This window comes from Bradyrhizobium sp. PMVTL-01, assembly GCF_051861855.1.
Lineage (GTDB): Bacteria > Pseudomonadota > Alphaproteobacteria > Rhizobiales > Xanthobacteraceae > Bradyrhizobium.
The window spans coordinates 2,905,729-2,919,360 of record NZ_CP193982.1; the positions used below are offsets into that span (position 1 = coordinate 2,905,729).

Sequence of the window (13,632 nt, forward strand, 5' to 3'; positions counted from 1 at the left end):
CCGTCGAACTCTCGATGCAGAATAAAGGGGAGCGGGAGGCCAAAATTGATCTGGGTCAATCGCGTTTGTGGCGGCGCAGTAAAATGCAAGCCGCGCGTGGCGGACTCGGCCGGGGGCGGAGCTGGACCCCGCGCTTGGAGCGGTGGATGAAGCCTTCCGGGGTCACGATTGAGCCGAACGGACATTTCTGCAGCGATTGCGCCGTACGTGGATCGGCGGTTTGTTCGTCGTTGGATGCGGCCGAGCTCAGGGAGTTCGAGCATCTCGGACGGCGTGTCCATTTTTCCTCGGGCGAGACCGTGTTCTCCGAGGAGGACATCACGACCTCGTTCTGCAACGTCCTCGAGGGCGTGATGCGGCTGTACAAGCTGCTGCCGGACGGCCGGCGGCAGATCGTGGGTTTCGCGTTGCCCGGTGATTTCCTCGGGATGAACCTTTCAGGCCGTCACAATTTTTCGGCCGATGCAATCGGCGCGGTGATCGTCTGCCAGTTCGCAAAAGCGCCCTTCAGCCGTTTCATCGAGGACCGTCCGCAGCTGCTGAGGCGCATCAACGAGCTGGCCGTTCGCGAGTTGAGCCAGGCACGCGACCACATGGTCCTGCTCGGCCGCCGCTCGCCGGACGAGAAGGTCGCCGCTTTCCTGCTCGGCTGGCGCGAACGGCTGTTGGCACTCGAGGAGCCGTCGGACACGGTTTCGCTTCCGATGAGCCGCCAGGACATCGCCGACTATCTCGGCCTCACCATCGAAACCGTCAGCCGCACCTTCACCAAGCTCGAACGCCACGGTGCGATCGAGATCGTTCACGGCGGAATCAGCGTGCGCGACCCGGCGCGCGTCGAGGCTCTCGCCGCAGCCTGAGACACTTTCCGCGACGCTCCCGAATTTTTGATCCCGATCAATGACGCCGAGGAGCGGTCGCGCATAGTGCCCTCAAACAATCCGGGAGGAGCACGATGCCCACAGACGCGTTGCTGATGACCATTGTCGTCGTCGCGATCTTCGTCACTTTCGCCGCAGCTCTGGCGTGGGCGGATCGGCAAACCGGCGCAGGCCGGATCGACCTCGATTCCAGGCGTTGATGCTCTCAATCGTAGATTCCGGTCCAATGTGCCAGCCGCCCACCCGCGCGCAGTCGGCGGCGCCTCGACACAACAACGACCTGCAGGGGCCCCACAACTCTGCATCGATGTGGTGCATTGGTGCATCCTTTGGATGCGGGCTTCGGGCCGGGCGGAGGCCTTTTCGCCGCATTTGCCTCAAGCGGTGGGCATGCTTTCCGGTTGAAAAGCCGGACAACACTGACTACGCAGGAACTCCAGTGCCTCGCAGCCTTAGGAGCCCAGCGGCGTGCCTCAGGACAAGACCGGCGACCCCCGACAATCGGCGGGCAACAAATTATCGGTCCTGCGCAAGCACCCGATCTTCGCGGATCTGGAGCCGGAAGCGCTCGATCAGCTTTGCCGCTACGCCAAGCACACGACCGTAAAGCGCGGCGCGACGATCGCCGCCAAGGGCGATCCCGGCAATAACCTGTTCGCGGTGATCACGGGGACTGTGAAGATATCCTCTTCATCGCCCGACGGGCGGAATGCGATTCTCAACCTGATCGGCCCCGGCGAGATCTTTGGCGAGATCGCGGTTCTCGACGGTGCGCCGCGATCCGCGGATGCGACCGCCAACACCAATTGCGAGCTCTACATCATCGACCGCCGCGACTTCCTGCCGTTCGTGAAGAGTCAGCCGGCGCTGGCAATGAAGTTTATCGAACTGCTCTGCGCGCGCCTGCGCTGGACCAGCCAGCAGGTCGAGCAGGTGATCCTGCAAAATCTGCCGGGCCGGCTCGCAAGCGCGCTGCTCGGCCTCACCGAGGAGCGCAAGCTCGACTCCGGCAGTGGCACGCTCGCCATCACCCAGCAGGAGATCAGCGAGATGGTGGGGATGACGCGCGAGAGCATCAACAAGCAACTGCGCGCCTGGGCCGGTCGCGGCTGGGTTCGTCTCGAGCATGGTGCCATCGTGGTGCTCGACACCGATGCGCTGCGCGAGCTCGCCGAGAGCGGCCTCGACGGCGAGTAATGCGTCGCGCCTAATCGTCGATAATGGCGACCGCGCGGGTCCAACCCGCCGAGGCGCGCTCGATCTTCACGGGGAAGCATGAGACCGTGAATCCGGTCGAGGGCAATCGATCGAGATTATGCAGCTTCTCGAGATGGCAATAACCAATGTGCCGGCCCGCCTTGTGGCCTTCCCAGATCAGGCCGGCGTCTTTTGTTTCGGCATATTTCTGCGCGGTGAAGACGAACGGCGCGTCCCAGCTCCAGCCATCGGTGCCGGTCAGCCGCACGCCGCGTTCGAGCAGATACATCGTCGCCTCATAGCCCATGCCGCAACCGGAGTTGACGTAACTGGCCTCGCCGAATTTGGCGCCGGCACTGGTGTTGACGACCACGATCTCCAGCGGGGATAGCGTGTGTCCGATGCGCTTGAGCTCCGTCTCGACGTCGCCGGCAGTCACGACATAGCCGTCAGCCAGATGCCGGAAGTCGAGCTTCACGCCGGGCTGAAAGCACCATTCCAGCGGCACTTCGTCGATGGTCCATGACCGCTCGCCGCGGTTCATGGTCGGATGAAAGTGCCAGGGCGCATCAAGATGCGTACCGTTATGGGTCGACAGCGAGACCTGCTCGACGGCCCAGCCCTGGCCGTCCGGCAGGTCTTCCGCCTTGAGGCCGTCGAAGAACTGCAGCATGCGCGGCAGGCCCTGCTGGTGGTCGATATAGGTGATGGTCGGGTGATTGCCGGGCGGATCGGATGTCACGTCGTTTCGGAGCGGCACGGAAATATCGATCAGCTTCCGCGGCATGGGCATTCCTTCGCGACAGTCCGGTGTTTGGGACATCTTGAGGGGCCTCGATTGGAGGCGTCAAGTCACGTGCCGGCGACGTCGAGCCAGCCCGCCATACCCACCATAATGCGAACTGCGCCAGAAATCGATCGATGCAACTCTTGCATCGATCGATGCCGGATTTGGCTTGGACAGGGAATGCCGCCCGCCCTAGGGACGACATTGGCGCTTGACTTCGCACCTGAAGTGGAGCGACCCAAGACGGCCTGCAGCCTGCCCGACAACGACATAATCACCTCAGGAGGAAGCCCCAGATGAAGACACTGACCGGTATCATCGCAGCCGCTGTGCTGGCTGTCTCAGCGCCGCTGGCGACTGCACGCGATTTCCGCTCCGCCGACATCCATCCCGCCGATTATCCCACCGTCGAGGCCGTCAAGTTCATGGGCAAGCAGCTCGCGACGGCGAGCGGCGGCAAGCTCGGCGTGAAGGTGTTTCCGAACGGCGCCCTGGGCTCGGAAAAGGACACCATCGAGCAGCTCAAGATCGGCGCGCTGGATATGATGCGGATCAACGCATCGCCGCTCAACAACTTCGTGCCCGAAACCATCGCCCTGTGCCTGCCCTTCGTGTTCCGCGACACGCAGCACATGCGCACCGTCCTTGATGGGCCAATCGGCGACGAGATCCTGGCGGCCATGGAGCCCGCGGGCCTGGTCGGCCTTGCCTATTACGACAGCGGCGCCCGGTCCATCTACACCGTCAAGGCTCCGGTCAAGTCGCTTGCCGACGTCAAGGGCCTCAAGATCCGCGTCCAGCAATCCGACCTCTGGGTCGGCATGATCCAGAGCCTCGGCGCCAACCCCACGCCCATGCCCTATGGCGAGGTCTATACCGCTCTCAAGACCGGTCTCGTGGACGCCGCCGAGAACAACTGGCCCTCCTACGAGTCTTCGCGCCATTTCGAGGCGGCCAAGTTCTACAACGTCACCGAGCACTCGCTCGCCCCCGAAGTTCTCGTGATGTCCAAAAAGGTCTGGGACACGCTGAGCAAGGAGGATCAGGCGTTGGTGCGCAAGGCGGCAAAGGAATCGGTGCCCGTCATGCGCAAGCTCTGGGACGAGCGCGAGCAGGCCTCCCGCAAGACCGTCGAGGCGGCCGGCGTTCAGGTGGTGACCGTCGGCAACAAGCAGGAGTTCGTCGACGCGATGAAGCCGGTGTACCAGAAGTTCGCCGGTGACGAGAAGCTGCAGAGCCTCGTCAGGCGTATCCAGGACACGAAGTAAGCGCACGCGGATCGGGTCCGGCGTCGCCGCCAGGTGACACCGGACCCTTCGCAAGGGAGGCGCGGGATGACAGACCCACACGTTGCAGATAACGAGCAGGAGGCGGTCACCGGACGCCCGTCCACCGGCCTGCTGTCGCGGATCAATGCACCCATCGCGCGCCTCGGCATGTACCTGTCGGTGACCGGACTGCTCGTCATCGTCACCATCGTCTTCTACCAGGTGTTCGGACGCTACGTGCTCAACTCCAGCCCGACGTGGACAGAGAATCTCGCGCTGGTCCTCATTCTATACGTCACACTCATCGGTGCTGCCGTCGGCGTCCGCGATGCCGGCCACATCGGCATGGACAGTCTGCTGGTCATGCTTCCGGATCGCGCGCGGGAAAAGATCGAGATCGTCATCCACGTTCTGGTCGCCGTGTTCGGCATCGCGATGGCCTATAACGGCTGGATTCTCGGCGCATCGGTTGGAACCGTGAAAATCCCCAATCTCGGCTTGCCTGAAGTGATCCGCTACGTGCCGCTGATCGCCTCGGGCATCCTCATCGTTTCCTTTTCCATCGAGCACATCGTTGCTCTCCTGCGCGGCGAAGAGGTCGTCCCCTCATGGAACTGATCATCCTCGGCGCCACCTTCTTCGGCTTCCTGATCCTCGGCGTCCCGGTAGCCTTCGCGATCGGCCTCTCCGCAATCTGCACCATCCTCTACGAAGGCCTGCCGGTCGCCGTCATCTTCCAGCAGATGATGTCGGGGATGAACATCTTCTCCTTCCTGGCCATCCCGTTCTTCGTCTTCAGCGGCGAGCTGATGCTGCATGGCGGCGTCGCCGACAAGATCGTGAAGCTCGCCAAGAATCTCGTCGGACACATCCGCGGCGGCCTCGGCATGTCGAACGTGGTCGCTTGCACGCTGTTCGGCGGCGTCTCCGGCTCGCCCGTGGCCGACGTGTCGGCGATGGGCGCGGTGATGATCCCGATGATGAAAAAGGAAGGGTTCGACACCGACTACGCCGTCAACGTCACCACCCACGCCTCGCTGGTGGGCGCGCTGATGCCGACCAGCCACAACATGATCATCTATGCGCTGGCCGCCGGCGGCAAGGTCTCGATCGGTGCGCTGATCGCCGCGGGCCTCCTCCCGGCGCTGGTGCTGATGGTGTGCATGCTGGTCGCTGCCTACGCTGTCGCGGTGAAGCGCGGCTATCCGGCCGGCAAGTTCCCGGGCTGGGCCGAAGTGTTCCGTTCGCTCGCCGCCGCACTGCCTGGCCTTTTGATCGTCGGGATCATTCTGGCCGGCATCCTGTCCGGCGTCTTCACGGCAACTGAATCGGCGGCCGTCGCGGTCACCTATACGATCCTGCTGACCTTCTTCATCTACCGCACCATGACCCTGCAGAACTTCCTGCGGGCCGCGGCCAAGGCGGTGAAGACGACGGGCGTGGTGCTGCTGCTGATCGGCGTCTCCACCATGTTCCAGTACCTGATGGGACTCTACGAGGTGGCCGATTTCGCCGGCGATCTCATGAGCAAGGTCTCGACGGAGCCCTGGATGATCTTCCTGCTCATCAACGTCATCCTGTTCGTGCTCGGCACGTTCATGGACATGGCCGCGACCATCCTGATCTGCACGCCGATCTTCCTGCCGATCGCGATGAAGGCCGGTATGGATCCGGTGCAGTTCGGCATGCTGATGCTGATCAACTGCGCACTCGGTCTGAACACCCCGCCGGTCGGAACGACGCAGTTCGTCGGCTGCGCCATCGGCGGCATTTCGGTGGGCGCGGTGATGCGCACCATCCTGCCGTTCTACGCCGCGCTGATCGCGGCGCTGATGTTCGTGACCTACGTTCCCGCCTTCTCGCTGTGGCTGCCGCGTCTCTTGATGGGATACAAGGGATAGCTGCCGTGCTTGCGCCGGCCCTTGGCCGGCGGGCCGCCCTTTCGTAGTTTGCGTCACGACAACAGGGAGAATCCGTCCGTGACCGACTATCGCAAGCTCTTCGATCTCACCGGCAAGACGGCCGTGGTGCTCGGCGCGGCCTCAGGAATCGGCAAATCGTCGGCCGAGGCATTGGCGGGGCTCGGCGCCCGCGTCGTCTGCGCCGATCGCGCTCTTGACGCGGCGGACGCGACTGCCGGCGGCATTCGCGACAAGGGCGGCTGGGCGGAAGCAGCCAGCTGTGACGCTGCGAGCGCTGCGGACGTCAATGCGCTCGCCAAAACCGTGATGCAGAAATTTCCGCGGCTCGACATCGCCGTGACCACGCCCGGACTGAATATCCGAAAGACCATTCTCGACTACACAGAGGAGGATCTCGACCGCGTCCTCAACCTCAACGTCAAGGGCACGGTCTGGTTCTTCCAGGCCTTCGGTCGCATCATGGTCGCGCAGAAGGGCGGCAGCATCATTACCTGCTCCTCGGTGCGCGCGGTGACCATCGAGCCTGGCCTTGGCGTCTACGGCTCCACCAAGGCGGCGATCGGGCTGTTGGTGAAGGGCTTTGCCTCCGAGGTCGGCCATGCCGGTGTTCGTGTCAACGCGATCGCGCCGAGCATCGCCGAGACCGCGCTGACCGGCCCGTTCAAGCAGCGTCCCGACATCTACAATCTCTACGCCGGCCACACCGTGTTCAACCGCTGGAGCAGTGCCGACGAGGTCGCCACCGCCGTTGCCTATCTGGCCTCGGACGCCGCAAGCTATGTCAGCGGCAGCACGCTGTTCGTCGACGGCGGCTGGACCGCCGTCGACGGTCCTCCCACCGGTCTCACCCAGTTGCACAAATAGCGGGTCAGCCGCGTCTAGCCGGCAAAGCCTAGGCGCTGGCGCAGTTCCTTGTGACCGGCGCCGGTCAGCAACGCGACCAGCGCGGCTGCTTCTTTCGGGTGTGCGGCCCGCGCGGTCACGCCGGCCGTGTACATCGTCACGAGCTCGTAGCCCGGCGGCAGCGCCCCCGACAGCGCGATGCCGTCGGTGGCGATGATCTCAGTCGCCTGGGTGCATCCGATCGGCCGTTTCGCAGTTGAAGCTGCAAGCTTCCGCATAGCCGTCGCACCGTTGGCAAAAATCCTGAGGCGCGAGGCCACCTCGTAGGCGATGCCGAGCTGATCCAGCACCTTTACGACGTGCTGTCCCGCGGTCGACGCCTTCGTGTCCGGGACGTAGATGGCGTCGGCGGAACGCAGCACGTCGCGCAAATCGGCTTCGGTCTTCACCATCGGCCTGGGATCGCGGCTGCGGACCGCCAGCGCGGTCTCCACCCGGCCGACATCCGCGATTGAGGTGGGGGTAACGAGCTTCTCCTCGGCAAGCTTCGCAAGCAAGGCCTGCGTCAGGATCACGAGATCGGCCGGCGTACCTGCGCGCAGCTTGTCGGCCATGATACCAACGGCGCCGAATTCGCCGTCAATGCTACAGCCGGTCTGCGCCTTGAAGGCATCAGTGAGGTCGCGCACCAGGCCTTGCGCCGCGCCGCCGCTCAAGATGTTCACTGTCGTCACGATGCGGGCTCCATGGCTGCAATGATCCTGTCGCGCGTGATCGGCAGGTCACGCACGCGCACGCCGAGAGAATCAAACACGGCATTCGCGATCGCCGCCGTCACCGGTCCGTGCGCGGCTTCGCCGGCGCCGACCGGCTCGATCTCCCGCCGCTGGATGATCTCGACATCCACCGCCGGCGCTTCGCGGAAGGTCAGGATCGGATAATCCGTCCACGAAGTCGAGGTGATGCGTGTACGGTCGAAACGAACGCGCTCCTTCAGTACCCAGCTCGTCGCCTGGATCGCGCCGCCTTCGATCTGGTTGATGACGCCGTCCGGATTGATGGCCTCGCCGACATCGACCGCGAGCGTCAGCCGTTTTACGCGGATGTCGTCGGCGCCTTCGATCTCTGCAATCGCGGCGCAATAGGCGCCCGTGTTCTTGTAGCGCGCAAAGCCGACGCCGTGGCCGATGCCGGCCTGCTTCTCAGATTTCCATTGCGCGCGTCGGGCTGCAGCGCGGATGACGTCGCGCGCCCGCTCGTCGCGGAGATGACGCAGGCGGAATGCGACCGGGTCCTCGCCGCGCAAAGCGGCGATCTCATCGAGCAGGGACTCGATGGCGAACACATTGCCTTGTCCGCCCAGCGTCCGCAGCGCCGAGGTGCGCACCGGCATCGTCAGCAGCCGGTGGCTCGTGATCGTCCAGGCCGGGAGGTCATAGAGGGGAACAGAGTTGCGATCGCCACCGCCGCCATTGGCGACGGGCGGATTGGTCGAGATCGTGCGCAGGTGGGGGTTCGCGATCTCGGTTGCCGCAAGCAACGCGGGATGCGCCGCACGCCCCGGCCGCGCGGCGTGGCCGTTGCTCCAGATCGCATGGCGCCAGCCGACGATTTCATGGTTCGCGTCGAGATCGGCCTCGATCTCGATGGCCATCGCCGCACCAAACGGCGCATGCGACATCTCGTCGTGGCGCGACCACTGCACCCGGACGGGTCGGCCGCCGGCGGCTTTTGCCAGCAGCACGGCATCGAGCGCGACGTCGTCGGCCGCGTTGTGTCCGTAGCAGCCGGCGCCCTCCATGTGCTCAACGACGATGTTCTCGGCCGGCAGCTTGAGCACGATGGCGAGATCGGCGCGGAGCAGATAGACGCCCTGGCTGTGCGTCCAGACGTGGACACGATCGCCGTCCCAGCGGGCCATGGCGCAGGACGGCGCGATCGAGGCATGGGCAATGTAGGGGCGGGTGTATTGCCTGCGGAGGGTTTGGGCAGGCGCGCGCGGCGACGACGGCCGCCGGGTGTCGATCACGGTGGTCTCGACCGGTTGGCTCTTCAGGAAGCTCGCGAGATCATCTTCATCGGGCAACGGCTCGCCGGCCGACCATGCCGCGCCCTTGCGCAAGGCTTTCAGCGCAGAGTCCGCCGCTGCCTCATGGTCAGCGACCACGCCGGCAAAGCCGCCATCGCGGGCGATCGCAAGGAGGCCCGGGACCGCACGTGCGGCTGTGTCGTCCAGCGCGATTAGCCTTGCGCCCGAGATGTCCGGCCGCAGCACGCGTCCGTGCAGCAAACCAGGCAACGCCCGGTCATGAATGAAGCGCGGCTGAGCGAACACCTTGTCGGGAATGTCCGCACGCTGGACGGAATATCCGGCGACGGCGCGCCTCGTGGCGAGCTTCGCTGTCGCGCCTGGGGTGGCGTCGTGGTCGAGCGAAACATCGCCCGCCAGCTCCCAATAACTGGTCCTGACATTGCCAGGACCCGAGATGGTGCCGTCATCGACAGCGAGCAACGCTGCGCCGACGCCGAGACGCTCGGAGGCCGCAAACACGAAACGCTGCCGCACCTCGGCACAGACGTGGCGGAGCGCGCGGCCGGATTGCTGGATCGAAAGGCTGCCTGAAGTGACGCCTTCGTTCGGGCTGGCTGCCGTCGAGGCACGGATCATCTCGATCCTTGATATCTCGACGTCGAGCTCGTCCGCTGCGATCTGCGCCAGCGCCGTGACGATGCCCTGGCCGATCTCGACCTTGCCCGGCGAGATCGCCACGCGTCCGTCCGCGGTAAATTTCACCCAGGACGACAGCCTTGGATTGGCCACTAGGCTGACCGGCAGCTTCGGGGCAGGGGAGCTCATGACGCCGCCATCTCCGACGCCGCGCGCAACACCGCACGCACCATGCGGTTATGCGATCCGCAGCGGCACAGATTGCGATCGAGTGCCTCTCTCACGTCGGCCTCGGTCGGCGATGCATTGCGCTTCAGCAGTGCCGCTGCGCTGATCAGGATGCCCGAAACGCAATAGCCGCATTGCATCGCCTGTTCGGCGATGAAGGCGCGTTGCAGCGGATGCGGCTGCCCTGCCGTGCCGAGGCCCTCCAGGGTTACGACGTCCTGGTCCGCGACCGCCCACATCGGCATGTCGCATGAGGTCATTGCGCGGTCATCGACCATGACATGGCAGGCGCCGCACTCTCCGGCGCCGCAGCCGAAATGCGCTCCGGTGATGCCGAGCCGGCTGCGCAGTACGTCGAGCAGCATCTGGTCGGGATCAGAATCCACGGCGATCGCAGCGCCGTTGAGTCGGAATTGAAGGGCGGGCATGAGCGGAACGGCCTCAGGACTTGTCGAACTTCTTGACGACATCGGCCCATTTCTCGATGTCGCCACGCAGGAATTTTTCGAATTCCTGCGGTGTCATTGACATGGGCAGGGCGCCCTGCTCGGTCCAGATTTTTATGATGTCCGGCCTCTTCACCATTGCGTTCACGGCGGCATTGAGCTTGTCGATGACGGGCTTGGGCGTGCCGGCCGGCGCCATCAGGCCAAGCCAGATGGTGGCTTCATAGCCGGGAACGCCGGCTTCGATCGTGGTCGGCACGTTCGGCAGCACCGCGGAGCGCTGCTTGCCTGTGGTTGCGAGCGGGCGAACCTGGTTTTCGGAAATGTTCGGCGTCATTGCCGGCACCGCGTCGATCATCATCTGCACCTGTCCGCCGATCACGCCGCTGCGCGCTTCGCCGCTGTTGCGGTAGGGAACGTGGACGATGTCGATGCCCGTTATCGCTTTGAACAGCTCGCCTGCCATGTGGTACGGCGTACCCTGGCCGGAGGAGGCATAGTTCAGGTTTCCGGGCTGCGCCTTTGCGAGCGCGATGAACTCGGCAAGCGTCTTCACCGGGACTTGCGGATTCACGACGATCACGAGATCGGAATAGTTCACCGGCGCGATCGGCGCGAGGTCGCGCATCAGCTCGTATTTGCGCTTGTCCGGTGTCAGCAGCGATTCATTCGCGGTCTGGGTGTTGGACATCATCAGCAGGGTGTAGCCGTCGGGCGGCGACTTTGCCGCTTCGACCGTGCCGATGACGCCGCCGGCGCCGGTGCGGTTCTCGATCACGAACGGCTGGCCAAAGCTCTCCTGGAAGATGTTGCCGATCAGCCGGGCCGCTACATCTGCCGGCCCGCCGGCCCCGAACGGGACGACGATCCGCACCGCGTGCGTGGGATAGTCCTGTGCCAATGAGGAGGATGCGGCGAATGCGCCGAGCAGGCCGGCGGCCAGCGCAAGCATGAAGCTTCGGGCTGTCATGCCCACCTCCCTGATGTCGTGCTTGTTGGCCGGCACTCTAACGGCCGGGAAGGCGGACTGTCGACGCCTCACAACGCCGATCCGGCCGGGAACACACGGTTTTCGCGGTCGCGGCAGGAACCGCTGGCGCGCGCCGTTTGAGCAAATCGCATGGGCATTGCCGGCAAAATGCACTCGGCTGGCTGGTATTTTGGTGTTACGAACTGGAACATGAACCACCACGCCAAGATCGAAATCCGCCATTCCACCTGTCCGCATGATTGCCCCTCGGCCTGTGCCCTCGATGTCGAGGTGGTCGAGGGCCGCAGCATCGGCCGCGTCCGCGGCTCGAAGAAACAGACCTATACGGCCGGCGTCGTCTGCGCCAAGGTCGCCCGCTACGCCGAGCGCATCCATCACCCTGAGCGGGTGAAATTCCCGATGCGCCGGATCGGGCCGAAGGGCTCGGGCCAGTTTGCGCGGATCTCGTGGGACGAGGCGCTGGACGAGATCGCGGAGCGCTTCAACCGGGCGGAGCGCGAGTTCGGCGCGGAATCGATCTGGCCCTATTACTACGCCGGCACGATGGGCCTCGTGATGCGCGACGGGCTCAACCGTCTCACGCATGTGAAAAAGTATTCGCGCTTCTATCAGACCATCTGCGCCAATGTGGGGCGCATCGGCTATGCGATCGGCACCGGCAAGATCGCCGGCGTCGATCCCCGCGAGATGGCGTTGTCCGATCTCGTGGTGATCTGGGGCACCAATCCGGTCAACACCCAGGTCAACGTGATGACGCACGCCTCGCGGGCCCGCAAAGAGCGCGGCGCCAGAATCGCCGCGGTCGATATCTACGACAACGAGACGATGAAGCAGGCTGATATCAAGATCCTCCTGCGTCCGGGCACCGACGGCGCGTTCGCCTGCGGCGTCATGCATGTCCTGTTCCGCGACGGCTATGCCGACCGTGCCTACATGGACAAATACACGGACTGCCCTGCCGAGCTCGAGGCGCATCTGAAGACGCGCACGCCGGAATGGGCTTCGTCCATCTGCGGCGTGCCGGTGGCGGAGATCGAGGCGTTTGCCAAGGCCGTCGGCGAAACCAAGCGGACGTTCTTCCGTTATGGCTACGGCTTTACGCGCAGCCGCAACGGCGCCGTGCAGATGCACGCGGCGAATTGCATTCCCGCGGTGACCGGCGCCTGGCAATATGAAGGCGGTGGCGCTTTCTTCAACAATTACGCGCTGTGGCACTTCAACGAATCCATCATCGAGGGGCACGACGCGATCGATCACAGCGTCCGCGCGCTCGACCAGTCCAAGATCGGCCGCATCCTCACCGGCGACGCCGAGGCGCTGCGCGGCAAGGGGCCGGTCAAGGCGATGCTGATCCAGAACACCAACCCGATGACGGTGGCGCCGGAGCAGGCGCTGGTCCGGCAGGGCTTTGCGCGCGAGGATCTGTTCGTGGCGGTGCACGAGCAGTTCATGACCGAGACGGCGCAGATGGCCGACATCGTGCTGCCGGCAACCATGTTCATGGAGCACGACGACCTCTATTACGGCGGCGGCCACCAGCACATCTCGGTCGGGCCGAAGCTGATCGATCCGCCCGGCGAATGCCGCTCCAATCATGAGGTCCTGCAGGCGCTGGCGCCGCGGCTTGGCGCGAAACATCAGGGCTTCGAGATGACGCCGCGCGAATTGATCGATGCGACGCTGAAGCTCAGCGACCACGGCGATATCGCTGCTCTTGAAGCGGATCTGTGGCGCGACCTGCAGCCGGATTTCCGCACCTCGCATTTTCTCGACGGCTTTGCCCATGCCGACAAGAAATTCCACTTCAGGGCGGATTGGGCGCACCCGCCGTTCGGCGTGACGATGGGCGATTTCGACAAGATGCCCGGATTGCCGGACCATTGGGCGGTGATCGAGCACGCCGATCAGGCCCATCCGTTCCGGCTCGCCACCAGCCCCTCGCGCAGCTTTCTCAACACCACCTTCAACGAGACGCCGTCTTCGCGGGCGCGCGAGGGCAAGGCGAGCGTGATGATTCATCCGCTCGATGCCGCCGCGCTCGATATCGCCGATGGCGACGCGGTGACGCTTGGCAATGCTCGCGGCGAAACCACGCTGACTGCGACGCTGTTCGAGGGCGTGAGACGCGGCGTGCTGATTGCGGAGTCCGTTCACCCGAACAAGAACCATATCGGCGGCCGCGGCATCAACATGCTGACCGGCGCGGACACCATCGCGCCGATCGGCGGGGCCGCATTCCACGACAACAAGGTCTGGATCAGGAGAGCGGTCGCCTGAGCGCGCCCGGCGATCGCCGCACGATTTGTGTCGAGGCGCTAAAGCGGCGCCGCGCCACAGTTTGCGCTTGCACCTCTCGCCCGAGCTGCCGCAAATAGCGGCAAGCGGGAGCAAGGAAGCGAGC

At 64.5% G+C, this 13,632-nt stretch carries 13 protein-coding genes; 8 read left to right on the top strand and 5 right to left on the bottom strand.

From position 1 onward, the window contains the following. Nucleotides 1-146 precede the first annotated feature (146 nt). From ACRQ5Q_RS13250 to ACRQ5Q_RS13260, 3 genes are all read left to right on the top strand, one after another. The gene (locus ACRQ5Q_RS13250) at nt 147-860 is read left to right on the top strand and encodes a Crp/Fnr family transcriptional regulator (protein ID WP_439398175.1); all 714 of its coding nucleotides are present in this window, start codon (nt 147-149) and stop codon (nt 858-860) included. Between the two features lie 95 nt (nt 861-955). Further along, the gene (locus ACRQ5Q_RS13255) at nt 956-1,081 is read left to right on the top strand and encodes a hypothetical protein (RefSeq protein WP_439398177.1); all 126 of its coding nucleotides are present in this window, start codon (nt 956-958) and stop codon (nt 1,079-1,081) included. Nucleotides 1,082-1,349: 268 nt separating this feature from the next. Next, nucleotides 1,350-2,078 (top strand): Crp/Fnr family transcriptional regulator, encoded by a 729-nt coding sequence (locus ACRQ5Q_RS13260; RefSeq protein ID WP_183239786.1) that lies wholly within the window; start codon nt 1,350-1,352, stop codon nt 2,076-2,078. A 10-nt stretch (nt 2,079-2,088) separates the two neighbouring features. On the opposite strand, the gene ACRQ5Q_RS13265 is transcribed toward ACRQ5Q_RS13260, so the two are convergent. Beyond that, on the bottom strand, nt 2,089-2,865 hold the full coding sequence (locus tag ACRQ5Q_RS13265) for a cyclase family protein (protein ID WP_439369467.1): 777 nt from the start codon (nt 2,863-2,865) through the stop codon (nt 2,089-2,091). 296 nt (nt 2,866-3,161) lie between these two features. Between ACRQ5Q_RS13265 and ACRQ5Q_RS13270 the strand changes: the two genes are divergently transcribed. The 4 genes from ACRQ5Q_RS13270 (at nt 3,162) to ACRQ5Q_RS13285 (ending at nt 6,919) form a co-directional block, all read left to right on the top strand. Further along, complete coding sequence (locus ACRQ5Q_RS13270) at nt 3,162-4,133, top strand: TRAP transporter substrate-binding protein (protein WP_439369466.1); 972 nt, start codon at nt 3,162-3,164, stop codon at nt 4,131-4,133. A 66-nt stretch (nt 4,134-4,199) separates the two neighbouring features. Beyond that, the gene (locus ACRQ5Q_RS13275) at nt 4,200-4,751 is read left to right on the top strand and encodes a TRAP transporter small permease (protein WP_439369465.1); all 552 of its coding nucleotides are present in this window, start codon (nt 4,200-4,202) and stop codon (nt 4,749-4,751) included. Next, nucleotides 4,742-6,034 carry a TRAP transporter large permease gene (locus ACRQ5Q_RS13280; protein ID WP_439369464.1) on the top strand — a complete coding sequence of 431 codons (1,293 nt, stop codon included), beginning with the start codon at nt 4,742-4,744 and terminating at the stop codon, nt 6,032-6,034. Before ACRQ5Q_RS13275 ends, ACRQ5Q_RS13280 begins: the two co-directional genes overlap by 10 nt. A 78-nt stretch (nt 6,035-6,112) precedes the next feature. Next, the gene (locus ACRQ5Q_RS13285) at nt 6,113-6,919 is read left to right on the top strand and encodes an SDR family NAD(P)-dependent oxidoreductase (protein ID WP_439398179.1); all 807 of its coding nucleotides are present in this window, start codon (nt 6,113-6,115) and stop codon (nt 6,917-6,919) included. A gap of 14 nt (nt 6,920-6,933) precedes the next feature. On the opposite strand, the gene ACRQ5Q_RS13290 is transcribed toward ACRQ5Q_RS13285, so the two are convergent. Genes ACRQ5Q_RS13290 through ACRQ5Q_RS13305 form a run of 4 tightly spaced genes read right to left on the bottom strand, consistent with a single transcriptional unit; the run spans nt 6,934 to nt 11,210 of the window. After that, nucleotides 6,934-7,632 carry a molybdate ABC transporter substrate-binding protein gene (locus ACRQ5Q_RS13290; protein ID WP_439398181.1) on the bottom strand — a complete coding sequence of 233 codons (699 nt, stop codon included), beginning with the start codon at nt 7,630-7,632 and terminating at the stop codon, nt 6,934-6,936. Beyond that, nucleotides 7,629-9,755, bottom strand: a complete 2,127-nt coding sequence (locus ACRQ5Q_RS13295) for a molybdopterin cofactor-binding domain-containing protein (RefSeq protein WP_439398183.1) — start codon at nt 9,753-9,755, stop codon at nt 7,629-7,631. Before ACRQ5Q_RS13295 ends, ACRQ5Q_RS13290 begins: the two co-directional genes overlap by 4 nt. Then, nucleotides 9,752-10,222 carry a (2Fe-2S)-binding protein gene (locus ACRQ5Q_RS13300; RefSeq protein ID WP_439398185.1) on the bottom strand — a complete coding sequence of 157 codons (471 nt, stop codon included), beginning with the start codon at nt 10,220-10,222 and terminating at the stop codon, nt 9,752-9,754. Before ACRQ5Q_RS13300 ends, ACRQ5Q_RS13295 begins: the two co-directional genes overlap by 4 nt. A gap of 13 nt (nt 10,223-10,235) precedes the next feature. After that, nucleotides 10,236-11,210, bottom strand: a complete 975-nt coding sequence (locus ACRQ5Q_RS13305; RefSeq protein WP_439398187.1) for a Bug family tripartite tricarboxylate transporter substrate binding protein — start codon at nt 11,208-11,210, stop codon at nt 10,236-10,238. 210 nt (nt 11,211-11,420) lie between these two features. On the opposite strand from ACRQ5Q_RS13305, the gene ACRQ5Q_RS13310 reads away from it, so the two are divergent. Then, nucleotides 11,421-13,508: a molybdopterin oxidoreductase family protein gene (locus ACRQ5Q_RS13310; RefSeq protein ID WP_439398188.1), complete on the top strand. Its 2,088-nt coding sequence runs from the start codon at nt 11,421-11,423 to the stop codon at nt 13,506-13,508. Nucleotides 13,509-13,632 lie beyond the last annotated feature (124 nt).

What these genes read in the sequence shown, in the direction of transcription:
- ACRQ5Q_RS13265 (WP_439369467.1), bottom strand. Translation starts at nt 2,865, where the DNA reads ATGCCGCGGAAGCTGATCGATATTTCCGTGCCGCTCCGAAACGACGTG.
- ACRQ5Q_RS13275 (WP_439369465.1), top strand. Translation starts at nt 4,200, where the DNA reads ATGACAGACCCACACGTTGCAGATAACGAGCAGGAGGCGGTCACCGGA.
- ACRQ5Q_RS13250 (WP_439398175.1), top strand. Translation starts at nt 147, where the DNA reads ATGAAGCCTTCCGGGGTCACGATTGAGCCGAACGGACATTTCTGCAGC.
- ACRQ5Q_RS13295 (WP_439398183.1), bottom strand. Translation starts at nt 9,755, where the DNA reads ATGAGCTCCCCTGCCCCGAAGCTGCCGGTCAGCCTAGTGGCCAATCCA.
- ACRQ5Q_RS13300 (WP_439398185.1), bottom strand. Translation starts at nt 10,222, where the DNA reads ATGCCCGCCCTTCAATTCCGACTCAACGGCGCTGCGATCGCCGTGGAT.
- ACRQ5Q_RS13270 (WP_439369466.1), top strand. Translation starts at nt 3,162, where the DNA reads ATGAAGACACTGACCGGTATCATCGCAGCCGCTGTGCTGGCTGTCTCA.
- ACRQ5Q_RS13310 (WP_439398188.1), top strand. Translation starts at nt 11,421, where the DNA reads ATGAACCACCACGCCAAGATCGAAATCCGCCATTCCACCTGTCCGCAT.
- ACRQ5Q_RS13280 (WP_439369464.1), top strand. Translation starts at nt 4,742, where the DNA reads ATGGAACTGATCATCCTCGGCGCCACCTTCTTCGGCTTCCTGATCCTC.
- ACRQ5Q_RS13255 (WP_439398177.1), top strand. Translation starts at nt 956, where the DNA reads ATGCCCACAGACGCGTTGCTGATGACCATTGTCGTCGTCGCGATCTTC.
- ACRQ5Q_RS13305 (WP_439398187.1), bottom strand. Translation starts at nt 11,210, where the DNA reads ATGACAGCCCGAAGCTTCATGCTTGCGCTGGCCGCCGGCCTGCTCGGC.